Here is a 22710-nt window from a genome sequence, read left to right as displayed (position 1 = left end):
AGGATCTGCGAGTGCCAACTGGGGTGCACCTCCGCGACGCGCGGCAGCAACTGTTCGACGCTGCCGAACGCGTGCTTCTGCGGGACGGGCCGAACGGGCTGACCAGCCGGGCCGTCACCGACGAGGCAGGCTGCGCCAAAGGCGTCCTGCATCGGCACTTCACCGACTTCGACGCGTTCCTCGCCGACCTCGTGCTCGACCGGGCCGCGCAGCTTGAGACACAGGCGGGGGTGCTGCGCGAGTCCGCCGGAACTGGCACGGTGGCCGACAACCTCACCACCGCACTGACCACCCTGTTCGGACCGATTCCGGTGGCAATCATCCCGCTCATCACCTTCCGGGACGAGCTGCGCACACGGCTGCGGCAAGCCAGGCCAGGAGGGGGCATCGCGATCCTGGCCCAGGCCACGACTGCGATCTCCGCTTATCTGGCCGACGAGCGTGAACTTGGCCGCATCGCGGTCGACGCCGATATCGACTCACTCGCCCTCTCCCTGGTCGGCGGTGGGCACCTGCTGTTCGCAGAGCGCGACGCCGGCCCGCCTACCACGTCAGTCGTCAACAAGTTCGTGACAGCGGTCGTCGCCGACGCCGTGCAACGACGACCAACCTAGAGAACCCTCACTGTCGGCAAACGATCGTCTGCCGACACTTCCGCCTGCGATCGTGAACCCACAGGTGGGCACTGTCGGCAACTCGCGTCGGAAATCAACGTCGAAGAACGGTCCTTCGGGTAGTTTCCGACAATGCTCATCGGCTACTGCCGCACCTCGACGGCCGACCAGAACCCCGATCATCAGATCGACGCACTTCTCCGCCACGGCGTGGACCGCGACAACATCCATGTCGACGTCGCCAGCGGCGCGAAGGCGTCCCGCCCGAAACTCGACCTCGTCATGCAGTTGCTGCGCGAGGGCGACACCTTGAAGGTCACCCGGCTCGACCGGCTCTCCCGCTCCGTGCTGCACCTGGTGACGCTCGGTGCCCAGCTGCGCGAGCGCGGCATCGGACTGCACGTCATCGAGCAGGGCATCGACACTGCTACCATGGAAGGGAGGGCGATATTCGGAATGCTGTCGGTACTTGCTGAGCTCCAGCGCGAGCTGATCGTGGCGAACACGAACGACGGGCTCGCCTCAGCGCGAGCCCGCGGCCGAGTCGGCGGGCGCCGACCGCGGCTCACGGCGGACCAGGCCGCGCTCGCCCAACGGCTCTACGACGAGCGGGAGAAGACCGTCCAGCAGATCGCCGACATGTTCGGCGTGCCGAGGTCGACGGTGTACGGGCACCTCAACAAGGCCAAGGCCGTCCCCCGCCAGCCGAAGAAGACCAAGGTCACGAAGCTCTGACCGCTACTTTGCACCGTGGGTCAGGGATAGGAGACCAGGGCCAGGTCAGCGCGCCGTCGCTCGCCGAGCCTCGGCGGTGGGAACGCACCTCGCCGACAACATCTAGTCTCTCCTCAGGTCAGGACGCCGCCCGATGGCAAGATCGAATGAGACGGGACAAGACCAAACTGCACACTCTGGATGATTCATACTTGACCTCCAGATTATGGGCTATCGGCAGCGGATTCGCCCGGCGAGACGAGTCCTGTCTCGTAGGCGAGAACGACGGCCTGGGCCCGGTCGCGCAGGGTCAGTTTGCCGAAGATCCGGGCCACGTGGGTCTTCACAGTCGCCTCACTGAGCGTCAGCTCCTGCGCCAGTTCGGAATTGGAAAGACCCCGGCCCATGAGCGTCAGCACCTCGCGCTCGCGCGGCGTCAGTGCGGCCAGGTCTCGGTGGACGGCCGGGGTTGCGAGACCCGAACCGGTTCTGGGAGCGCTGGGGGCGAAGCGCTCCACCAGGCGGCGGGTGATCGAGGGTGCGAGCAGGGCGTCACCGGTGTCGACCAGGCGTACGGCGGCGGCCAGATGCGCGGGGGTGACGTCCTTGAGCAGGAATCCGCTGGCTCCGGCGGCGAGAGCGGCGTAGACGTAGTGGTCGAGGTCGAAGGTGGTCAGCATGATCACCCGGCAGTCCGGGGCCTGCGCGAGTATGCGGCGGGCGGCTTCCAGGCCGTCCATGGCGGGCATCCGGATGTCCATCAGTACGACGTCGGGCCGCAGCCTCCGCACGGTGGCCACGGCCTCGGCTCCGTCGCCGGCTTCGCCCACCACGTCGATGCCGCGGGCGGTCAGGATCAGGCGGAAGCCGGTGCGGACCAGCTCCTGGTCGTCGGCGATCACGACGCGAGGGGCGGATTCGGTGTGCGTCGTCATGGCCGGTCCAGCGGGATCCGGGCGCGGACGCGGTAGCCGCCGCCGAGGCGGCGGCGGGCGTCAAGGTCGCCGCCGTAGAGGGCGACCCGCTCCCGCAGGCCGAGCAGCCCGCGTCCCGTTCCGTCCGCCTGGCCCGGGACCGGCTCTCTCCGCGCGGGCCGGCTGTCCGACAGGATGCTCGGTCCGCTGTTCAGCACCTCGACTCGCAGGTAGTGGTCCGCGTATCGCACCGTCACCTCAGCTTTCGCCCCGTGCCCGTGTTTAAGGGCATTGGTCAGGGCCTCCTGGACGATCCGGTAGGCGGTGACATCGATCCCGGTCGGCAGCGGACGCGGCTCACCCGAGATCCGCATCTCCACGGGCAGGCCGGCAAAGGCGATCCGGTCGATCAGCGGGCTGAGTCGGCTCAAGCTCGGCTGCGGTGACAGGTCCACACCGTAGGGCTCGTCCTCGCCGTTCTGCGCGGGTGCAAGCAGGCCGAGCAAGTGCCGCAGCTCGGTCATCGTGTTCCGCCCGGCGGTCTCGACGGCGCTCAAGGCCGCCGCGGCCTCGTCCGGCATCGTGGCCAGCACCTCGCGGGCAGCCCCGGCCTGGACCACCATGAGGCTCACGTTGTGGCTGACGATGTCGTGGAGCTCGGTGGCGATCCTGGCCCGCTCGGCGTCAACCGCGATCCGCGTCGCGCTCTCACGCTCCCGCTCCAGCAGCCAGCCGCGCTCCTCGATGGCCGCCTGGTACAGCCGCCGCACCCGGACCACCGCCACGCACAGACACCCGACGGCGCCAACTGCCGCCGCCAGGGCGATGACCAGCCAGATCGTCCCAGATCCCCACACCGGATCATCTTCGCAGCTGCACGACACGCCCCACATCAACCCCCGGATGCAGCTCCATACATCCCTGGGATGACCTGCCCGGACGGATACATCCCGGGGGCGACGCCCCGTCCGCGGACTCCGTCCTAAGTTCGAGCCATGACAACTGATCACGACAGTGCCCGGCAAGTGGTGGTGCGGCTGGACGGCGTGCACAAGGAGTACGGCGACGCGAAGGCCCTGGACGGCCTGTCGCTGGAGATCAGGGCGGGCGACGCGGTCGCCGTGATGGGCCCCTCCGGCTGCGGCAAGTCCACCTTGCTCAACATGGTGGCCGGCCTGGACCGGCCGACCTCGGGCACAGTCGAGGTGCATGGTCATGACCTCGGGAAACTGAACGAGACCGGCTTGGCGCTGTTCCGGCGACGGAACGTCGGCATGATCTTCCAATTCTTCAACCTCATCGACGATCTGTCCGTCCTGGACAATGTGGCGCTGGCCGCGCAGCTGACCGGCACCCCGGCCCGGCAGGCGCGCCGCCGTGCCCTGGAGCTCCTGGACGAACTCGGTGTCGCCGAGCGCCGGAACAACTATCCGGCGACGCTCAGCGGCGGCGAGCGCCAACGCGTCGCCGTCGCACGGGCGTTGATGAACCGCCCGGCACTGCTGCTTGCCGACGAGCCGACCGGCGCCCTCGACAGCCGGTCGGGCGAACAGGTGATGGATCTGCTGATCGACCTCAACCAGATCGGCCAGACCCTGTTGATCGTCACCCACGACCCGCAGCTGGCCACCCGCTGCGCCAGCCGGCTGATCGAAGTCGCCGACGGCCGGGTCGCCCGCGAGAGCACGCTGGAGGCGACAGCGTGAGCGCCGTATGGAGGGCCTCGCGCGCGGCCGTGAAGCGCCGTCGGCTGCAGACCTTCGTCATCGGGCTCGTCGTGCTCTGCTCCACCACGACCGTCCTGCTCGCGCTGGCGCTGCTGAGCGCCGCCTCGGGCCCCTTCGACAAGGCCTACGCCGCACAGCGCGGTGCCCATACGGTGGCGACCTTCGACACCACGAAGGTCTCGCAGGAGCAGTTGGCGCGGACCGCCCGGCAGCCCGGGGTGGAGGCCGCGGCCGGACCGTTCGGGCAGGCCGTTGTCGACATCCCCCAGGACTGGCTCTGGATGGCGGGCGGCACCCTCACCGTGGTGGGCCGGGCCGATCCAGCAGGCCCCGTGGACCGGATCGAACTCCTTGAGGGCCACTGGGCCACCGCACCCGGCGAGATTGTCGTCAACTGGCCCCCCCAGGGCTCCCCCGGCACCGCGCTCCTCGGCACCAAGCTGGAGACCCCCGGCGGAGCGACGCTGACCGTCGTCGGATTCGCCACCAGCATGAGCAAGTCAGCGAGCGCCTGGGTCTCGCCCGAGCAGATGGCCGCACTGCACCCGACCTCCGCCCAAATGCTGTACCGCTTCACGGACTCCTCCACGGAGGACCAGCTGAGCGCCTCGCTGGCACGGGCCACCACGGGACTGCCCAAGGAATCGCTGACCGGCGCACAGACCTACCTCACCCTCAAGCAGGCATTCTCCGCGCTGGCCGACTCCTACCTCCCGTTCATGACGCTCTTCGGCATCCTCGGCCTGCTCGTCTCCACCCTGATCGTCGGCAACGTGGTCAGCGGGGCGGTCGTCTCGGGATACCGGCACATCGGGGTGCTCAAGGCCCTGGGCTTCACCCCGAACCAGGTCGTCGCCGTCTACCTGACGATGCTCTCCGTGCCGGCGGTGGTGGGCTGCGTGCTGGGAACGCTGGCCGGCAACGCGCTGGCCCGGCCGATCCTGAAGGTCGCGTTCACCGGCATCGACGTGGGCCGGGCCTCGGTCGGCCACATCAGCCCGTGGATGTCCGTGGCCTGCCTCGTGTGCATGCCCGCCCTCGTCCTGCTGGCCGCGCTGGTCCCCGCCCTGCGCGCCCACCGGCTGCCCGCCGCACGGGCGATCAGCGCGGGCGGCGCGCCGCGGGCCGGGCGCGGGCTGTGCGTCCAGCGGATACTCGGCGCCACCCGGCTGCCGCGCCCGGTCAGTCTGGGCCTCGGCCAGCCGTTCGCCCGCCCCAGCCGCACCCTGCTGACCATGGCGGCCATCGTCCTCGGGGTCACCACGGTGACCCTGTCGACCGGACTGACCAGCACCATGGTGGCGTACGGCAAGGTCGGGCGGGAGGACGGAGGCGCCAGGGTCCACGTGACGACCGGGGGGTCGGGCAACGACCGGACCCCGCCCCGGCTCAGTGACCTGCAGATCGAGAAACGGCTGCGGTCTCTGCCGGGTGCGGAGGGGGTACGGGCCCGCGCGCTGTCCCAGGTGAACATGACCGGGCAGACCCAGCCCGTCTTCGCCGACTTCTACCGCGGCGACGATTCCTTGTACGACCACACCATCGTCAAGGGCCGGGCGCCAGCCGCGGCGGGCGAGATCGTGGCCGGGCCGGCGTTCCTGAGCCAGCGCGGGCTGAAGCTCGGTGACCGAGTCACGCTGGAGCTGAACGGCAGGAAGATCACCGCGACCGTCGTGGGGCAGCTCATGCAGGGCAACGCCCGGGCCCTGGAGGCCACTTGGCAGGCCCTCACCCCACTCGCACCGGACGCCCTCGCCACCGAGTACATGGTGCGGCTCGCCCCCGGCGCCGACGCGCGCGCCTACGCCGAGGCGGTCGAGGCAATGGACCCGGGCCTGCGCGCGTCGGTGCTGGACTCGGGGAACGCCGGCACCGCCACCGTCGTCACCTTCTCTACGGTGTTCACGGTGCTGCTTACCCTCGTCGCATCGCTCGGTGTCTTCAACACCGTCCTGCTGAACACCCGTGAGCGGCGCCGGGACCTGGGCATGCTCAAGTCGATCGGGATGACCCCCCGGCAGGTGGTGGTGATGACGGTGACCTCGGTCGCCGGGCTGGGCGCGGTCGGCGGGTTGCTCGGCATCCCGCTCGGGATCGTGGCGCACCGCATCGTCGTGGACAACGTCGGGGTGGTCGATTTCCCCTCGTATATGAAGGACGTGTGGCACGCACCGCAGCTGGCCGCGATGCTCCTGGCGGGTGTCGCGATCGCAGTCCTCGGCGCCCTGGTCCCGGCCCGGTCGGCGGCCCGGATGACCATCGCCTCGGTGCTGCACTCCGAGTAGATCACCCGTCAGCACCAGCCTCTGGATCCGGCCCATGGCAGCCGACGGCGGTCAGTCGTCGGTTCCCACGGCCGGCTGCTGGCACGGGCTACAGAGCGGTTCCGGGCTCGTCCGTGGCCACCACCCGCAACGGCCTGTGCCCACGTTCGTCGAGCTGGGCGAGCTCGCGTTCGTAGTCGACGGTGATGGAGCCGTAGTAGTTGACCGCCTGGCTGCGGGCCGGGGAGATGTGTGCCAGTACCTCGGCGTCCACCTCACGGCCGGCGGTCCGCAGTTGGTCGACGGCCAGGCCCATGTACTCGGTGTGCCAGCAGACCACTGCGTTCGTCACCACGGTCAGACACCACGCCTGCTCGTTCTGCTGCTCGGGCTGGCGCCTGGTGACCTTGCCCTCGCGGGCGTAGTGCAGCTGGCGGCGCAAGGTGTGGAGGGATTCGCCCTTGTTCAGCTGCCGGGCGATCTTCCGCCGGTAGCCCTCGTCCGACAGATATTTCGCCGCGTAGATGGTGCGCCGGATCGCCCCGTACTCCTTCAGCGCCGCCGCGAGCGCGTTCTGCCGGCAGGACGCGGAGATCTTGCCGACGATGAGGGAGTCGGTGGCGTGCCCGTACTTCAGCGACCCCGCCAGCCGCAGCAGGTCGTCCCAGTGGTCCGCCACCAGGTCCAGGTTCGCCTTCTTCGTCAGCAGCGGCCCGGCCTTCGGGAACCGTTCCTCGTAATCGGCCTTCGCGCCCATCCGGTAGAGGGTGATCTTGCCCAGGTCGCGGATGCGCGGGGAGAGCTGCTTGCCAACCAGGTCGAACAGGCCGAAGTTGACCAGGGTCACCCCATGTGTGTCGGTGGCGTGCTCGGTGATCGGCAGGTCGGTGGCGTTGCCGAGGATCTCGTCCAGCACGTAGTGGGCCTCGCGATGGGTGGCCACGATCACCTTGGTGCCGAAGGTGGAGTGCTTCACTCACGTGGGTGTAGGTGGAAATACCCTCGGACACGAAGTACTTGTTCAAATGCCGGGCGTTGATCGACTTGCCCCTCGTTGGAAACCGCTGCCCGTCGGAGGACGACAGCGTGCCCGACCCGAACATGGCCGTCATCGGCAGCCTGTGGTGGTAGTTGACCAGCACGATGTTCGCCTCGCGCAGCGTCTCCTCCCGGATGTACCACTCCGCCGTCCACGCCAGCACGTCGTACGGGATACCGCAGGACGCGGCCATCCCGTGCAGCCCCAGATTCGTGGAGAGCCCGATCAGGCAGGCGATCAAATTCCTCTTGAGCTGCGGGGAACGGGCCTGCTTCCCGCCGACGTGGACGAAGCAGTCCAGAAAACCGGTGTGCCGGTCCATCTCCACCAACAGCGAGGCGATCGGCACGTTCGGCAGCATCCGTTCCAGCTCCGCATGCAGTTCCTCGGCCTCACTGGGGATGTCCTCCGCGGTCAGCGGCGAGATCACCAGCTCGCCGTCGTCGTTCAGCCGGACCGGGCCGTCACCGCGCCCCAGGACCTCCTCCAGATTGCGGAGAGCCTCGTCCAGCTCGTCCATCACCAGCGGCAGCGCCTCGGAGAAGTCGGGGCTCTTGCCGACCAGGCAGCAGAACTCCACCCGGTGCTCCTCCCACTGGGCGGGCTTGAACAGGTAGGCGGCCGGGTTGTCGTACCGGCGCGAGCCCGGCACATACACGTCCCCTGAGCGCAGGCCGTCGCGCAGCGCGAGCAGCGTGCACAGTTCCCAGTAGTGCCGGTAGGCGGTGGCGTCCCCCTTCGCCGCGGCTTCATCGAGGTAGCCCTGCCAGCGGGTCGGCACGAACAGGGTCGGGGTACCGTCCGGGACGTTGCGGGCCCCGGTGGCGTTCAGCTCCCGCAGGATCGTGAGCGCCTCGATCAGCGGCTTCGCCTCGGTGCCGCCGGCGAAACGCACCGTCTCCAGGACCTTCGGCGCGAACTGCCGGATGTAGGTGTAGGAGCCCTCCAGCAGCCGCAGATGCCCGTGGTCGCGTGGCAGCCGCACGGTCGCCCCAGCGTGGGCGGCCCGCAGGCGACTCATGCCGATCTTTCCGCGCAGCAGTGTCCCAACGGCCTCGTCCGGGATACCGGCATCCGCCAGCACGGGCAGGAGCTCGTCCAGCAGCGTGAGCCGGTCCTCCGAGAGCTTGGCCCGCTCCGCGAGCTCGTCGCGCAGCTTGATCCTCGCTCTCGACTCCGAACCCGAAAGGGTCTGGTCGAACAGCTGCACCACAGAGTCGAGGACGTCGACCGAGGACTGCGCCAGCAGGGTCAGCAGGATCGGGTGGCGCCGGTTCGGCTCGCGCCGCACCAGAGCCTGCGAGGTCAGACGGCGCCCGATCTGGGCGAGGAAACGGTGCCGCTCGGCAGGCAGGGACGACATATCCAGAGTGTCGGCGCCAAGCCCCCGCAGGAACTTCAGCTTCTCGACCTCGCCTCCCACGCTCGTCGGTGACGACTGAACCGGACCGGTGACCAACCAGTTGAGCCGTGAGGACCGCAGTTTCGGATCGAAGACCAGCAGCCCGTCCAACCCCTGCGCCCGCCCGGCGTCCAACAGGTGGGCCACGCGGGCGTGGGTCTCCCGCTCAGCCGCCGCACGGGCAGCGCCGACCTTCTCCAACAGCGTGACCACACCGGGCCGGATCACCTTCGCCGAGCGCAGGTACTCACAGCCCAGCCGGAACAACAGACTCGGCGAATCGTGCTCCATCGCGCGAGCCAACAGGAACTCGTCCAACTCCTTCAACTCCAGCGACTTCGCCGCACGCCATCCCAGGTACTGCGCGACCTGCCGCAGATGATCCGTACGCGTCTGCTCCCGGGACGCCCCATAGCCGCGAAGCACCTCCACGGGTAACCCGAGCTGCCGGGCCAGCCGTCCCACAGCAGCCGGCGGGGCCGCCTGCACCACGTCCGGTACGAACCCCAGCCACGGCAGCGCGCACAACTGCACCGCAGCACCCAGAACCGTCTGAGGACGCAGGAACTTCCGAAGGAACGCCACATCGGCCGGGGTGAGTGTGAAATAGCGGATCAGCTCGTCCTTGCCGATCGCCGGGAACGACCGCAGAGCCTCCAACTCATCATCGGAAAACACTCGCGTTGCCATACGCCCACCCCTCCCGTCGCCGGCGCCACTCGTTTAGCCCAACGAGCCGACGACTCAACGGCAACGGTCCAGGTCAGGGGCTACTCCGTTGTTTTCTCGGCGAGTACTACTGGAACCCCAAGTGGCCTTGATTCATGGGTGCCGCTGTTCCGGGATGCGGAGAAATTTTGCCAGTGGATCTTGCTGGAACGTCGGGACGGTCGGCGAGTACTGCTGCGGCGAAGTCCTCGGACCGCGCCGGACCCCACCAGGCCGCTCTGTCACCGAACCACTCGGGCCGCGTCAGCTCCGGTCCCGGCTGCCTGCGACGGCTCCGGCAGCTTCAGCCGGGCCCGCGAAAATGTGCCGGCTCCGCCCCGGCATGACGATCGGAACTGTAGGATCTCGCGGCTGGTGTCGGAGACCGCCCTCGTGACCTGCTGCTTCTTCCGCTGTCTCACGGCGTGTCGGACATCTGAGTCTCAGCTTCGTGTCGCTTCCTCGGCGGTCTGTCTTGATCGGAGCAGACCGCCGGGCTTGTGATCTGGGCTGTCGCGCACCTTCCGAGTCAGCAGCCCGCAGGTCTCCCACCTGTACGGTTGCTAGGTGGTTTGGGGACGAGCGCGGTGTCGGGCCAGTAGTGCGGGCACGCGTCGACGGCGCCGGTGAGTGCCTGGACGCGGGCTGCCGGAGCGGAACTCGCGTGGACAAGCCCCCGGGTGTGTGACCCGCTCGATCGCGCCGTGCAGCCGATGAGCTTTCGCCGGGGCCCGGGCGGACGGGCCCCGGTCGGACGGGCGGATCAGCGCAGTCCGGCGAAGAGATCGTTCTCGGGTACGGCAGCGCCGGTGGCGTCCTTGACACGTACGAAGGTCTCGATGCCCATCAACTCGCCGAACCTCTCCTTGCCCATCTTGAGGAAGAAGATGTTCTCGCCCTGACTGGCGTGCGCAGCCAACGCATCGAACTTCTGACCGCTGAATGCGATGGTGTCCACCCACGTGGTGATCTCATCGTCGGGGAGGCCGATCTCGGCCATCGTGGCGGCCTCGGCAGGATCCGGCTCCGGCATGTCCTCATGAAACTCGCGCACCGTCTCCCCGAACCGCTGCATCATCGAGCGGGGCATCGTCGTCCAGTACACCTTCGGTGTCAGCGCGGTCATCTCCAGCGCCGCCATCGTGATGCGGTGGGCCTGGATGTGGTCGGGGTGGCCGTAGAAGCCGTTCTCGTCGTAGGTGACGACCACATCGGGCCGGTAGTGCCGCATGAGGTCCGCAAGTCGGTTGGCGCCTTCCTCCACGGGGGTCTGCCAGAAGGATTTGGGGGCGTCGTTGCTCGGCCAGCCCATCATCCCGGAGTCGGCATAATCCAGCATCTCCAGATCGCTGACCTTCAGGACGTCACAGCTCGCCTCAAGTTCTTGACGGCGCATCAAGGCGACGGCCGCCGGATCGTGCCCGGGAGCGCCCGGCTTGACACCCCCCGGTCCGTCACCGCAACCGCCGTCGGTACACGTCACGAGAATGGTGCGGATGCCTTCCGCCGCGTACCGCGCGAGGACCCCTCCGGTTCCGGTGGCCTCGTCGTCGGGGTGGGCGTGCACTGCCATGAGCGTCAAGGGCCGGTCAGTCATGAAACTTTCCTCCACAGAAATACGTCTTGGTCCGAGCGCGCGGCGGGCGTACCGCAATCCCGGGGGCCCGGATCCTGGTGGGGCGGACGACCTTGTGGTCTCCGTGTCCCCGCCCGTGCGGCGCCGGTCCCTCGGTCGATGCAACCGTGCCGACCGGACCGATTGTTCCCGCCGCAGCCGTGGCCTCCAGGCTTCGAGTTTCAACGCGAACGAGGTACAGGCGCGACCTGCTGTCCTGTCGCACTGCAGCGCGTCCTGCTGGGCGACGCCAACCAGTGCATCTACGCGGGCTTCAAGCACATCGACACCGACGCCCGGATCGCCACAGCAATGCGGCTGCCCGGCGCCGACAAGATCCGTTTGCCACCGCTCAGCTACCGCGACCCGAGCGGAACGCTGCCGGCCGCCGCCGAAGCCGCCCTGCAACGCGACTTCTCCCACCCCGCCATCCGCACGGCCGCCGCGGGTCGCATCTCGGTCACCGACTACGCCGACGGCCACGGACACGCCGAGGTCATCGGCCTCGCGCGTCGAGTTCGCAAGGCCGGCCACACCGTCAGCATCTTCACCAACTTGGCGACCTTCAGCCTGTCCGACGCATTCTTGGCCGACGGCCTCGTACACGAGCAGGTCGGCCTTGCCGAGGCATGTGGTGAAGCCCTCGCCGCACAAATCGCCCTGGTGAAGCACGCAGTGAACGTCACCAAGCCTGGTGTTCCCAGAGAGCGATCGATGTGACCGAGTTGCCACTTATGTTCTAACAGGTTCCTCGCCAGGTTGGCGCAGTTTCGTCCGTTATGCGCTTGGTGAGGTTGTCGATCGAAGCGAGGTGGATCACGGCTTCGGAGCTGGCCGTGAGGGTCTCGTAGTCACGGGAAGGGCTCTGTGCATCATGATCCAACCAATACTACGCTCGACCACCCAGCGCCTTTTCACGACGTGAAACCCACGGGTGTCCGGGTTTCTGTTGACGACTTCAACGTCGATTCCGAGGCGGGCGCCGTGCTCGACGACGGCGTTCTTGAAGCCGGTGTCGGCCCAACTCTTGCACAGGGTCGGGCACTTCTCTTTGGCCTGTTCGAGGAGGCGTATTCCCAGGGCGTTCTCCGAGAGGCCGGCGGCGGTCACGTCACGGCGAGGATGAGGCCGATGGTGTCGGTGAGGACATCGAGCCTGACCAGGCGTTTCAGCTTGGCGCGGGTGCCCTCGATGTTCTTCGGCAGCAGTTCGTGGTCGAGGGCCTCGCAGACATCACAGGCGAGCTGTGGGTACGGCCTGCTCACGTAGGAGGCGCGGGGAATTGCGCGACAGGCCGCAGACGGCCCGCGGCCAGCGTTCCGAACCATCCTGATGCGGCATCAACTCACCGTGACAGGAACCGTCTTCCGGGCTCGTGGCAACAACAGCGCCGGCACAAGGGTCAGCGCCGTGAACCCGAGAATCCACCAGAACGTGGCGCCGAACGCCGAGGTCAAATTCTCCGCGGTTCGCCCCCCGTCCGCGGTGTGGGTGATGGTCTCGCGCTGCAGGATCACCGCGAGAATGGCGGTGCCGAACGAGCCGCCGAGCCGCTGGATGACCGAGATCGCGCTGGTCGCCCGGGGGATCGAGTCGGGCGCCAGCCCCTGGTAGGCGGCGCTCATGATCGGCACCATCGAGGCCGCGATACCGATGCCCCAGATCAGCAACGACCCGCTGAGCAGCCAGACGCTGGTGTCGACCTGGACCTGGGTGTACGCGAGGGTGCCGACCACACCGATCCCGACACCGGTGAGCACGATGGGCCGGGCCCCGATCTTGTCGGTGAGCTTGCCGACGTACAACAAGGCGATGATCGTGCCGACCGACTGGGGGGCGAGCAGCATGCCGGCCGAGAACGCGGTCTCGCCCCGGACCTGTTGGTAGTACAGCGGCAGCAGCAGCATCGCTCCGAAGACCGACATCCCGCCCAGGAACATCAACATGGTGGCGATGGAGAACGACCGGTTCCCGAACAGCCGCAGATCGATGATCGGCGTGATCTTGGTGCGCAGCGCGTGCCATCCGAAGGCGAGCAGCAGGAGCACGCCCAAGGTGAGGGCGATGACGACCGGGGTCGCCGCGAACCCGTCGGCGGTGCCGGTCTGCGACAGCCCGTAGATGATGGCCGCGAGACCGGGAGAGAGAAGGGCCAGGCCGAGGACGTCAAGGCGGGCCCGTTTGAGGGGCCCTGCGCTTCTCGGACAGCGGTGTTGAGGGTTCTCGTTATGCCGCTGCCTGCAACTCCTCGTACTCAGCGTGAACTTCAGCGGGAGTCCTGTAGCCGAGTCCGGAGTGGAGGCGTTTTCGATTGTAGAACATCTCGATGTAGCGGACGATCGCCCGGCGGGCATGCGCGCGTGTTGGGAACATAGTTCGGTGCACGAGCTCGTTTTTGAGGGCGCCGAAAAATGATTCAGCCATCGCGTTGTCCCAACAGACACCGGTGCGGCCGACCGACGCTCGCAGGCCCAACGATCGGAGCTTGCAACGAAGTTCCCGAGACGTGTATTGACTGCCGCGATCGGAATGAAATATGCAGCCTTCGGCGAGGTCGATGTTCCGGGCCGCCATATCGAGTGCATCCGATATGAGAGAGGTCTTCATATGGTCGGCCATCGCCCAGCCGACCACAGCTTTGGTGTGGCAGTCGATGACGGTCGCGAGATAGAGGAACCCGGCCCAGGTGTGAACGTAGGTGATATCGTTGACCAGTTTGCGCCCGGGAGCGTCAGCGGTGAAGTCACGGGCCAGCAGGTCGGGCGTGGCCAGCGCCGCATCATCGGCGATCGTAGTCGCCCGCCAGGGCCGCGGCTGGCATGGCACCAGGCCGAGCTCGCGCATCAGCGCGCGGACCAGTTCTGCTCCGGCCTGCACGTTCATCCGCTGGAGCACGGCGTGGACACGCCGGTAACCGTAGGTCTCCCGCGAGTCAGAGAAGACCTGGAGGATCACGGCCCTCAGTTCCGCACGGCGCTTCGCAGTGGCCGACACTGGCCTCGATCTCCAGTGGTAGAAGCCCGACGTAGATACTCCCGCCCAGGTGCACATCCGCTGCACGGGAAAGTTGTCGGCCTCGCCATCGATGAACTCATACTTCTCCGTCACCGGTATTCCTGGGCGAAGAAGGCCGCCGCTTTTCCCAGGAACTCGGTCTTCATACGAAGTTCCCGGTTCTCGCGTTCCAGTTCGCGCAGGCGGGCGCGTTCGCTGATGTTCAGGGGAGGCTCCTCCCCAGCGTGCTCTTGCCGGTACCGGCTGACCCAGGTGCCCAGCGTTCCCTCGTTCACTTGTATCTCTCGGGCGACCTCGGCGATCGGGCGGGACTCCACGACCACCATCTTGACCGCCTCGTCCCGAAACTCAGGACTGAACTTCCTACGCTTCTGTGCCACGTGCTCTCTCCGCCGTTCTGGACTTCGATCCTATGGGGACCGCTGTCCGAGAACTTCGGGGCGCCTCATCCATGGGCAGCTCGGCAAGCTGGCACGGGGGCCTCGGCTGGCGGTTGCTGCGGCTCCCCTCCTCTTCACATCCTCCATCGTCGCGCTCGGAGCAGCGGCGAACACACCAACTGCTCACCAGGGCCAGCCAGCGAGCCGGCCGCGCACTACTGAGGTGGACACGAACAGCGGTAGCACCGACGGCCGTCCCCGAGGTGCCCGGGGCGCGGGCGAGCTGCTGCCCCGTCACTCACGGCCGCGCGCCGCACCCACGCAGCGCGGCGGGAACCGCCAGTGGTGGCCGGACCGCCTCAACCTGAGGATCCACGCCAAGAACCCCGCCGTGGCGAACCCGCTCGGCGAGGACTTCGACTACGCAGCCGCGTTCGAGGCGCTCGACCTGCACGCCGTGACGCGGGACATCGCCGAGGTGCTCACCACCTCGCAGGACAGGTGGCCGGCCGACTTCGGCAACTACGGACCGCTGATGATCCGGGCGGACTGGCACAGCGCCCGCCTGGGCGAGGATCTGCCAGGTGTCGGCCGTGAACCGCGCCAGGATCACCGTGGCGAACAGCTCGTGGGCCGCTACTTCGTGGGCGCGTGGTCGGGTCAGCGCCGTCGTCCAGGAGGTGCCGCTCGATGCGGTCGGCGTCCGGGTGCCGGGCCTGCCCGAAGACGAGCTCCATCGGCCGCTCGGACACCTCCGCGCCCACGGTGAGCCCGAGCGCGGGCAGACCTCGCCCCCACTACCTCCCCGGCGGAAGGCCGGCCATCTCCTGGGCGGCTTTGAGGCGCGACACTCAGCATCCCCGCAGGAGACACCGACCCTGACCTGCGAAAAAGCACGATTCTTTCGGGCGGGAGAACTCACCGGGAGTTCACGGCCGATCCCGTCGGGCGGGCACTCGCGGCGGCACCGTGACCCCTTCGACCCGAGGACGAGCCCCTCAAAACGTCGCCCAAGAGACGCACCATTCCCATGAGAACTCCAAGACCATGATCAAGGCATAGTTGTTACACGTCTTTGACGTCCAATAGCAGCAGGTCGTGCGTGTGTGAGCCGTTCCGGGCTGCCCGGGTAGGCGAACAAGGCGAGGGTACTGCTGCCCACCGTGCCGTCCGGGGCGACGTCCCTCGGCGTGAACGCAGCCAAGACCAGAACCTGTGTCGTCCTGATCCAGACTCACCCCCGCGCGACCCTGCGCAACCACGACATGGAGCAGGCGTGGAGAGGCTTCGAACCCATGACGGTGGTGCCGAAACTGCCCGGCCGCTGGAGTGACCGGTCACCCGCTCAAGACCAAGGTCCCTCGCCCACGCCAGGACCGCCTCGATCAGTTCGCCGTCCAGGCCACGTCGCGCTCCTCGGGCACGACGTCCGTCCACTGCACGTCACCCGACATCCGCTCGAACGTGCGCGGATGCGGCACAGGCTCTGCGCCCGTCCCGGCGCGGCGCGGCGGCGACTGCGGGCTGCGGGGCCGGGCGCCCCGGCCGATCGCCCGTGAATGGGTTGCCAGCAGGGTCACGCCGCTGTGCCTGGGGACGGTGGAATGCAGCATGATCCGGGACTTCGTGGCCCTGACCTCGCTCGGCTGACGAGGACGAGCCCTGCGGGCCGGCACCGAGTAGAGATTCGCGTCGAACGCAACCAGGCAGTCCTTGCCCACGTAGCGAAGATGCCGCTGGCTGACCACATAGGGCGTCTGCGGCAGCGGCCGCAGGGCCACGTGGTCGCGGACCGCCCGCAGACCGATGACCTCGCCGTGGGTGCCGTGGACCTTCGCCCGCCGCAGAGGCACCCAGGCGGTGAACGCGGCATTTATCTCATCGATGGAGGAGAAGGCGCGTCCGGCCAGAACATGATCGCGGACGATCAGCACCTGCCGATCGACCCGTCCTTTCCCCGTGGGCCGGTAGGTGCCCAGCACGTTGGGATCGAAGTCGTAACGCCCGGCGAACGCGACCACCTCGGGATGCAGAGGCACCGCCTCACCCGGTGCGACGTGCCGGCGGACCACCGTTTTCGTGCGGTCGGGTGGTGAAACAGCAGAACGGACAACGCGAGTAGGACAGCGTCATGTGGAACGAGTAGTCCTGCGGGATGCCGACATGGGCGAGGATCTTTCCCTCGTGTCGGGTAGCGGGGACGCATTGCTGCGTCCCCGCCCCCTCAGAACCGGGCGAGCGGGTTTCCCCGCACCTCGGCTCAAGCAAGCCCCAGGGGCTTCACGAGAGTGCAGCAACTGCTGGTCTCCTGCGGCTGCGAGGCCGAAGCCTGCGGTGACAGGAGGCGTGCACGAGGCGTGTTCGGTCCGTGCTCGGCGCGTCGGGCCGTCCGTGGTGAGTGAGATAGTCGGCGGCTATCGCTCTCTTGACGACGTTCAGCCACCATCGTTCCCATTCCTGGGGCGATTGCGGGGGCTGATCGGCGGTGAGAAGGTGTTCCCCGCAGAGCGGACAGCGCCCGTCCTGCTTGGCAAGCAGGCGCAAGTTGTAGCTGTCCAGCGGGGGTTTGACCTTCCGTCGCCGCTTGACCCAGTAGTCCGTCAGGTCGGGGTCATCGGGTGACGCCCCGCCTGCGATTAGCTGGTGCCGAACGATGTTCGTCCAGGCTAACTTGAGGAGAATCGGGATCTCACCGCGGTCGTTGAGCACGTTGGCACGATCTCCGAACACCCACCGGTCGTTCCTGAACTTGTTGAACCTGCCGAAGTAGCGTCGAACGATCCACTTCTTCGACTTGTTGGGGTGCATGCGTCTGGCCCACCGGTAGGTGAGCCACCACACGTAGTGATCCAGCGCCGTGAAGATCCTGCTGGACACCACCCCCCGGTAGTAGGCAGCCCAGCCCCGCACGATCGGGTTGAGCTTGGCGATGACCGCCGTCGCGTTCAAGCCGCGCAGAGCGCGCACCTCGTCCGCGAGCCTCTTCCGGATACGCCTGACCGCCTCCGCACTCGGCTTGATCAGCAGCTTGCCGCGTCGATGGCGGCGGACGTTGAACCCGAGGAAGTTGAAGCCCTCTTCGAGGTGGACGATGCGCGTCTTGTCCTCGTTGAAGACCAGCCCCCGGGGCGCCAGCCACTCCGCAAGCTGTGCCTTGACCTGCTCGGCCTGCTGTCTGGAATGACAGCAGGCGACCAGGAGAGTCGGCGGCGGGAATCGCACCCGCCGCCGCTCGCAGAACCGTGCGGGAGCCTCTCGGCTCACACGGCTCCCATTGCCCAGCCGTCAGGCTTGAGGCCGAACCGCCAGTGGGCGAACATGTTGGGATACCGGCGGGCCGCGCCCGCCAATAGTTCTCCCGCTCGCTTCTCCCGGCGGCGCAGTCGTTTGTACTTCTGGCAAGCCCAGCCCACCAACATTCTGTTGATGCGCCGAAGGAGGGGATACAACATGGACTTGTAGAAGCGTCCGTAATAGTTGATCCATCCCTGCACGACGCTATTGAACATGCGTGCAAGGTCCATCAGCGACTTGTCACTGCGTTGGGCGATACGCCAGGAACGCATTACCTTGCCCATCGCCTTGATCGCCTCCTTGCTGACCGCGGGCAGGAAATTCACGAAGTGCTTCCCGTACCGGTTCTTGGCCAGCCTGGGCCGGAACGTGTATCCAAGGAACGTGAACTCCGTGTGCTCGTACGAGCCCCGCCGATCAGCGTCCTTGCAATAGACGATGCGCGTCTTGTCCGGATGTAACTCCAGACCGACCTGCGCCAATCGCAATGCGAGAGCATCCCGCACACGGCGGGCCTGCCTCTCACTGCCGCAGTGAATCACCGCATCATCGCAGTACCGTTCGAATGTGACCTGCGGGAACTCCCGAGCCAGCCACACATCGAACGCGTAGTGGAGATACAGGTTCGCCAGCACGGGCGAAATCGCCGACCCCTGTGGAGTTCCGCGATCCCGTTGCTGCACCGATCCGTTTGCCTTCGCCAGCGGCGCGACCAGCCACCGCTTGACGTAGAGCAGGACCCATTTCCCGTCCTCGTCGATATGCCGCTCGACCGCCTTGAGCATCAGCTCGTGTTCCACGCTGTCGAAGAACGCCCGGATGTCGAGATCAACCACCCAGTCACTCCGCCAACAGCGCTGCCGGCACTGCTCCACCGCAACCAACGCCGACCGCCTGGGCCGATAGCCGTAGGAGTCCGGGTGAAACACAGGCTCCACCCGACGCTCCAGATACATCGCGGCCACCGTCTGGGCGATCCGGTCGTCCACGGTGGGCACCCCGAGCACGCGGATACCCTTCCCGCCTGCTTTGGGGATCTCCACGGCCTCACCGCCGGAGGAAAATACGAGCCGGACGACATCCGATTCCACAGCTTGAACAGATTCTTCGAGAGATTCTGCTCGTACTGCTCGATCGTCACGCCGCCCACCCCAGGTGCACCCTTATTGGCCCTGACTCGCTGAAATTTCTCCCACACCATCACTTTGGAGATGTAAAACGACTTGACCTCGGCCTGCGGCCTTGATCCGTTCACCTGGCTCCTCCCGGGAACTCCGGTTGGCCACCAAACAAGATCGGGACAACTCGCCCCCTTCGCTCCACCCCCGTTACAGGGGCTTCATCACTACTACGAGGCGATCCGTCCCCCTGCCACGCATCGGTACTCTGCCCCTCACAGTTTCAGCTGCTTGGGGGTCTCCCTTGTCGCTGACCGGCCTCAACTTGACCGGTGGCAGCATCGTGGCGAGGGGTTCCCACGTTCCGCACCAGCGCCAGAACCGAGCTCGCGCCACCTTTATGCCGGGCACCACCTGGCCAGGAATACAGGAACCCGCCAGATTCATCCCGGGGCAACAACTGGACCCCGGTTTCGGTAACCATCCATACGCTTTCGACACTTCATCAGTGGTTCACTCGCGTTCGCCTTCTCGGTTCACACCTGACGCATCTTGTGCGCCTTTTCCGCAGTGCTCATCACCCCGACTCATTCACCGGAGCAACCTGCGGCGGTTTGAGACCTCCCCCTGCGTGGGCGGTCCCGGAGGGCCTGCCTCCATCACCAGTGCAGCATCACGTCGGAAGCTTTCGTCTACACCGAAACCTCCCGTTGTGTTCGTGGCGCACTATCGTCGGCTTATCTCACCAAGATCGGAGAGCCCGCCACCACATCCCCGGCGTGTGTGCCGGTGGTGAGATAGCGGACCCCTGCGGCCTCCTCCAACCCATGGAGGGCCACGTTCATCAACAACGGACTGATCACACCGCCTTGAGGAGAGCCCTCCTCGGTCGGAATGAACTGCCCTTTGTCGACCACTCCGGCCTTCAACCACCGCTCGATCAGTTGCCTGGCCGGGAACGAACCGAGCGAGTCGAGCAGCCGAGCGTGGCCGATCTTGTCGAACGCAGCTGACAGATCAGCGTCCAGAATCCACAACCGGCGAGCGCGTGGCCCGCTGAGCGTGGAGAACAGGGAACCGATCGCGTCAGCGCAGCTTCGCCCGGGGCGGAACCCGTAGGAACGGGGCTCAAACCGGGCTTCCCACTCGGGTTCCAGTGCGCTGCGGACCCGTGCCTGATGACACCGGTCCAAGATCACGGGAATGCCGAGCGGTCTCTGCTTGCCATTGGCCTTCGGAATGTACACACGGCGGACCGGCATGGGGTCCCAGGACGAGCGCGTGCGGTGCACCCGCATCGCCACCGCCGCCCTGGCCTCAGGGGACAGGGCAGTTTCCCCGTCGATCCCGGCCGTCCGACGCCCAGCGTTGTGAACCGTTCCGGGTTCGGTAGGGACTCGATCATTTGAGAGGATCGAGTCATGGCACGTCCTTCCCCTTACCCCTTTGAGCTGCGCAAGCGCGCGGTCCGCATGGTCGCCGAGGTGCGGCCCGAGTACGACACCGAGTGGTCCGCGATGAAGGCAGTCGCGGCGAAACTGGGAATCGGGACGACCGAAACGCTGCGCAAGTGGGTCCGCCAGAACCAGATCGACAGTGGTGCCCGGCCGGGCACCACGACGGAGGAGTCGGCAGAACTGAAGCGCCTACGCAAGGAGAACGCCGAGCTCAAGCGGGCGAACGAGATCTTGAAGGCCGCGTCGGCTTTCTTTGCGGCCGAGCTCGACCGGCCACACACACGCTCGTGACGTTCATCGACGAGTACCGGGACCGCTTCGGCGGCGTCGAGCCGATCTGCACCGTGCTCACCGAGCACGGCCTCAGCATCGCCCCCTCCACCTACTACGCGGCCAAGAGCCGCCCGCCCTCGCAACGAGCGAGCCGGGACGCGGAGTTGAAGGTGCTGATCCAGGCGGTGTTCGACGCCAATTACCGCGTCTACGGGGCCCGCAAGATCTGGCGTCACCTGCAGCGGCAGGGTCATCAGGTGGCCCGCTGCACCGTCGAGCGCCTGATGCGGGACTTGGGTATCACCGGGGCGGTCCGCGGCAAGAAGGTCATCACGACGATCCAGGACCAGGCGGCCGATCGTCTGCCTCCTGCGAACTGTGTCCGTTGTCACCGAAGCCAGCCGCTCTGCCATCCAACCCCGTTGGCATAGCGGTGGCTCCTCGGCGTCCCTGCAATGGACATTGAGACCATCCCGTTGCGCGTGAGCTGCCCACTCTCAGGTGGGACACTTGTTCATATGAACGAGGTGCGCTGCGAGCGATGCGACAACATCATCGGCATGGGGTGCGCCTGTCCCCCTGATGGCAGCGTGCCCAAGGCGCATCCGGAGGAAAGGCGTGTTCGACAGGAGTGGCGGCGGTTCCCCGGCAACGCCATCTTGATCAAACAGAATGGTAAGGCGCACGTTCCAGGCGCCTGCGACCACATGGCAGAGGACGAGGTGCGGCCCCCGAGGTGGGGTTGGATTCTCGATTCGTCCCCCGGAGATTGGGACCGCATCAGCGAAGGCAGCCCTGCCGTCGCCACTGAGGGGAACACGCAGCTGCGGGCGACCAGCCGTTGCATGACGTGCATGGGGACTCTCGGCGGCTGACGATCTGCACTGTGGGGTGGACCAGATGGCCAACGGCTTGCCGTCGGCCGTCTTTCCTTTCGTGGTTCTGGGCACGTCAGATGCGGCACGGATCGGTTCGATGGCCAAACGACTGGGTTCGGTGTCAACGGACAAACTGACACACCAGAGGGGCTCGGCCGCGGCCGAGCCCCTCTGGTCCGGCGGCACAGCCGTTCTCCATGCCTTTCGGACGCGGGTGTGATGATCCCTCGCATGGCTACCTGGCTCGACGGCACCGATTTCGCCCGCTACGCGCTCATCCCCGAGGAACTGCTTCCGGTGTGGGAAGGAACCGAGGCGGAGTGTGGACGGCCTCGGCAGGGACGACCAGGGAACCGGGGTGGAACCGGATCCCCGCCGGGGCGACCGTGGTCATGCCGGGCCCTCGATCGTGGTGAGCGAGACCAGCGGCAGACCGAGGTCGGTGAGCAGGTCGCGGGCTCCGCGGATGGTGTCCTCCACCAGGCAGGCCGCCGCCAGCGGGACGGCGCCGGCCTCGCGGAGGCGGCAGGTGAGGTCGGCCAGGGTCCGGCCGGTGGTGATCTCGTCGTCGACGATGACGATCCGCTGGCCAGGGGCGATGCCGTACGCGAAGACGTCGGTGCGCATCGCGTGGGGCTCGCTGAAGCGGACCGCGCCGTCGAGGGGAAGGTGGAGCTTCCAGGCGATCTTGTACGGGAGGTGGGCGGCGCCGGCGAGAGAGACGGTCGGCAGGATGCCGCCAGCGTCCAGGCCGAGGAGGAAGTCCACGGAGTCAAGTCCCTCCGGCACCTGCTCCTGGAGCAGACCCCACAGGTCGGCCCCGGTGTGGGCCAGGGTGTCGGGGTGGACCGGGTACTCCAGGCCGTCGAGGGAGTGGACGACGCGCTCGCGGCGGCTCGTGGCTCCGACGCTGAGATGTTCCACGATCCGGGCGGAGAAGGACGGCACGGCGATGGTTTCGGGCATGGCGAAGCTCCTGTCGGATGAAGAAGGAGAGAGGAGAGGGAGGCCGTTCAGGCGGCGAGCTGGGCGGCGTACCAGGTGAGAAGCTGATCGACGGCCGTGGTGACGGGCTTGAGGACGAGCTCGGTGTCGCCGTCGCGCCAGGCACTGGCGATCTCGGCCAGGGAGGGCACCGACACAGCGGGCAGGCCCGGCATGCGGGAGGCCGCTGCGAGGATCCGGTCGGGGCCGGACTCCCACTGAGCACTGTGCATCGTGAAGTTGCAGGTCACGGGTCTGGTGTGCGCGGGGTTCGGGATGCTCGTGCTGGTCGTGGGCGGATGGCTTCGGCGAAG

The 22710-nt window shown here is 67.1% G+C and carries 15 protein-coding genes and 5 pseudogenes; 7 read left to right on the top strand and 13 right to left on the bottom strand.

The features are described 5' to 3' along the window. The first annotated feature begins 11 nt into the window (after positions 1-11). On the top strand, positions 12-614 hold the full coding sequence (locus ACZ68L_RS30585) for a TetR/AcrR family transcriptional regulator (RefSeq protein ID WP_469583140.1): 603 nt from the start codon (positions 12-14) through the stop codon (positions 612-614). A 132-nt stretch (positions 615-746) separates the two neighbouring features. Next, complete coding sequence (locus ACZ68L_RS30580) at positions 747-1349, top strand: recombinase family protein (RefSeq protein ID WP_469583139.1); 603 nt, start codon at positions 747-749, stop codon at positions 1347-1349. Between the two features lie 203 nt (positions 1350-1552). Here the strand turns inward: ACZ68L_RS30580 and ACZ68L_RS30575 are convergent, their stop codons facing one another. Together ACZ68L_RS30575 and ACZ68L_RS30570 are read right to left on the bottom strand one after the other, a co-directional pair. Further along, positions 1553-2263 carry a response regulator gene (locus ACZ68L_RS30575; RefSeq protein ID WP_469583136.1) on the bottom strand — a complete coding sequence of 237 codons (711 nt, stop codon included), beginning with the start codon at positions 2261-2263 and terminating at the stop codon, positions 1553-1555. Continuing rightward, positions 2260-3099: a sensor histidine kinase gene (locus ACZ68L_RS30570; RefSeq protein WP_469583130.1), complete on the bottom strand. Its 840-nt coding sequence runs from the start codon at positions 3097-3099 to the stop codon at positions 2260-2262. The genes ACZ68L_RS30575 and ACZ68L_RS30570 overlap by 4 nt, the downstream gene beginning before the upstream one ends. Before the next feature lie 138 nt (positions 3100-3237). On the opposite strand from ACZ68L_RS30570, the gene ACZ68L_RS30565 reads away from it, so the two are divergent. Both ACZ68L_RS30565 and ACZ68L_RS30560 read left to right on the top strand, forming a co-directional pair. Next, entirely contained in the window at positions 3238-3948 is a 711-nt protein-coding gene (locus ACZ68L_RS30565; RefSeq protein WP_469583127.1) for an ABC transporter ATP-binding protein, read from the top strand. Continuing rightward, positions 3945-6254, top strand: coding sequence for an FtsX-like permease family protein (locus ACZ68L_RS30560; RefSeq protein ID WP_469583124.1), 2310 nt, complete (start codon positions 3945-3947; stop codon positions 6252-6254). Before ACZ68L_RS30565 ends, ACZ68L_RS30560 begins: the two co-directional genes overlap by 4 nt. Positions 6255-6342: 88 nt before the next feature. Here the strand turns inward: ACZ68L_RS30560 and ACZ68L_RS30555 are convergent. Then, positions 6343-9364: pseudogene (locus ACZ68L_RS30555) on the bottom strand (Tn3 family transposase). A 781-nt stretch (positions 9365-10145) separates the two neighbouring features. Continuing rightward, a complete protein-coding gene (locus ACZ68L_RS30550; RefSeq protein WP_469583121.1) occupies positions 10146-10979 on the bottom strand; it encodes a PIG-L family deacetylase in 834 nt (277 codons plus the stop codon). A gap of 162 nt (positions 10980-11141) precedes the next feature. Between ACZ68L_RS30550 and ACZ68L_RS30545 the strand changes: the two genes are divergently transcribed. After that, positions 11142-11717 carry a hypothetical protein gene (locus ACZ68L_RS30545; RefSeq protein WP_469583118.1) on the top strand — a complete coding sequence of 192 codons (576 nt, stop codon included), beginning with the start codon at positions 11142-11144 and terminating at the stop codon, positions 11715-11717. Positions 11718-11736: 19 nt separating this feature from the next. On the opposite strand, the pseudogene ACZ68L_RS30540 reads toward ACZ68L_RS30545, so the two are convergent. From ACZ68L_RS30540 to ACZ68L_RS30530, 3 genes and pseudogenes are all read right to left on the bottom strand, one after another. Then, positions 11737-12148, bottom strand: a pseudogene (locus ACZ68L_RS30540) (transposase); the annotation flags it as partial. A gap of 189 nt (positions 12149-12337) precedes the next feature. Then, positions 12338-13153 carry an MFS transporter gene (locus tag ACZ68L_RS30535; RefSeq protein ID WP_469583325.1) on the bottom strand — a complete coding sequence of 272 codons (816 nt, stop codon included), beginning with the start codon at positions 13151-13153 and terminating at the stop codon, positions 12338-12340. Between the two features lie 70 nt (positions 13154-13223). Next, positions 13224-14392 (bottom strand): IS3 family transposase gene (locus tag ACZ68L_RS30530; RefSeq protein WP_469583115.1). Its coding sequence is split into 2 segments (ribosomal slippage): positions 13224-14140 and positions 14140-14392, totalling 1170 coding nucleotides; the frame shifts between segments, so codons are not numbered across the junction. A gap of 223 nt (positions 14393-14615) precedes the next feature. Between ACZ68L_RS30530 and ACZ68L_RS30525 the strand changes: the two genes are divergently transcribed. Further along, positions 14616-15161 carry a hypothetical protein gene (locus ACZ68L_RS30525; protein ID WP_469583114.1) on the top strand — a complete coding sequence of 182 codons (546 nt, stop codon included), beginning with the start codon at positions 14616-14618 and terminating at the stop codon, positions 15159-15161. Between the two features lie 616 nt (positions 15162-15777). Here ACZ68L_RS30525 and ACZ68L_RS30520 read toward each other — a convergent pair. From ACZ68L_RS30520 to ACZ68L_RS30505, 4 genes and pseudogenes are all read right to left on the bottom strand, one after another. Continuing rightward, a complete protein-coding gene (locus ACZ68L_RS30520; protein WP_469583111.1) occupies positions 15778-16431 on the bottom strand; it encodes a Mu transposase domain-containing protein in 654 nt (217 codons plus the stop codon). A 241-nt stretch (positions 16432-16672) separates the two neighbouring features. Then, positions 16673-17656: a group II intron maturase-specific domain-containing protein gene (locus tag ACZ68L_RS30515; protein ID WP_469583109.1), complete on the bottom strand. Its 984-nt coding sequence runs from the start codon at positions 17654-17656 to the stop codon at positions 16673-16675. Then, positions 17653-18777: a group II intron reverse transcriptase/maturase gene (ltrA, locus tag ACZ68L_RS30510; RefSeq protein WP_469583107.1), complete on the bottom strand. Its 1125-nt coding sequence runs from the start codon at positions 18775-18777 to the stop codon at positions 17653-17655. The genes ACZ68L_RS30515 and ltrA overlap by 4 nt, the downstream gene beginning before the upstream one ends. Positions 18778-19544: 767 nt before the next feature. Continuing rightward, positions 19545-20183, bottom strand: a pseudogene (locus ACZ68L_RS30505) (reverse transcriptase domain-containing protein); the annotation flags it as partial. Positions 20184-20225: 42 nt separating this feature from the next. Here ACZ68L_RS30505 and ACZ68L_RS30500 point away from each other — a divergent pair. Further along, a pseudogene (locus ACZ68L_RS30500) lies at positions 20226-20920 on the top strand (IS3 family transposase); the annotation flags it as partial. A gap of 882 nt (positions 20921-21802) precedes the next feature. On the opposite strand, the gene ACZ68L_RS30495 reads toward ACZ68L_RS30500, so the two are convergent. Together ACZ68L_RS30495 and ACZ68L_RS30490 are read right to left on the bottom strand one after the other, a co-directional pair. After that, the gene (locus ACZ68L_RS30495) at positions 21803-22378 is read right to left on the bottom strand and encodes a phosphoribosyltransferase family protein (RefSeq protein WP_469583105.1); all 576 of its coding nucleotides are present in this window, start codon (positions 22376-22378) and stop codon (positions 21803-21805) included. A 47-nt stretch (positions 22379-22425) separates the two neighbouring features. Continuing rightward, positions 22426-22710, bottom strand: a pseudogene (locus ACZ68L_RS30490) (hypothetical protein); the annotation flags it as partial.

This window comes from Streptomyces sp. NPDC104309 (assembly GCF_055584025.1).
The sequence above is the reverse complement of the archived record's forward strand: the minus strand, read 5'-3'. Positions and strand labels throughout refer to the sequence as shown.

Bases quoted from the DNA above. Each gene is read 5' to 3' on its own strand.
- ACZ68L_RS30580 (WP_469583139.1), top strand. From the start codon at position 747: ATGCTCATCGGCTACTGCCGCACCTCGACGGCCGACCAGAACCCCGAT.
- ACZ68L_RS30575 (WP_469583136.1), bottom strand. From the start codon at position 2,263: ATGACGACGCACACCGAATCCGCCCCTCGCGTCGTGATCGCCGACGAC.
- ACZ68L_RS30565 (WP_469583127.1), top strand. From the start codon at position 3,238: ATGACAACTGATCACGACAGTGCCCGGCAAGTGGTGGTGCGGCTGGAC.
- ACZ68L_RS30550 (WP_469583121.1), bottom strand. From the start codon at position 10,979: ATGACTGACCGGCCCTTGACGCTCATGGCAGTGCACGCCCACCCCGAC.
- ACZ68L_RS30495 (WP_469583105.1), bottom strand. From the start codon at position 22,378: ATGCCCGAAACCATCGCCGTGCCGTCCTTCTCCGCCCGGATCGTGGAA.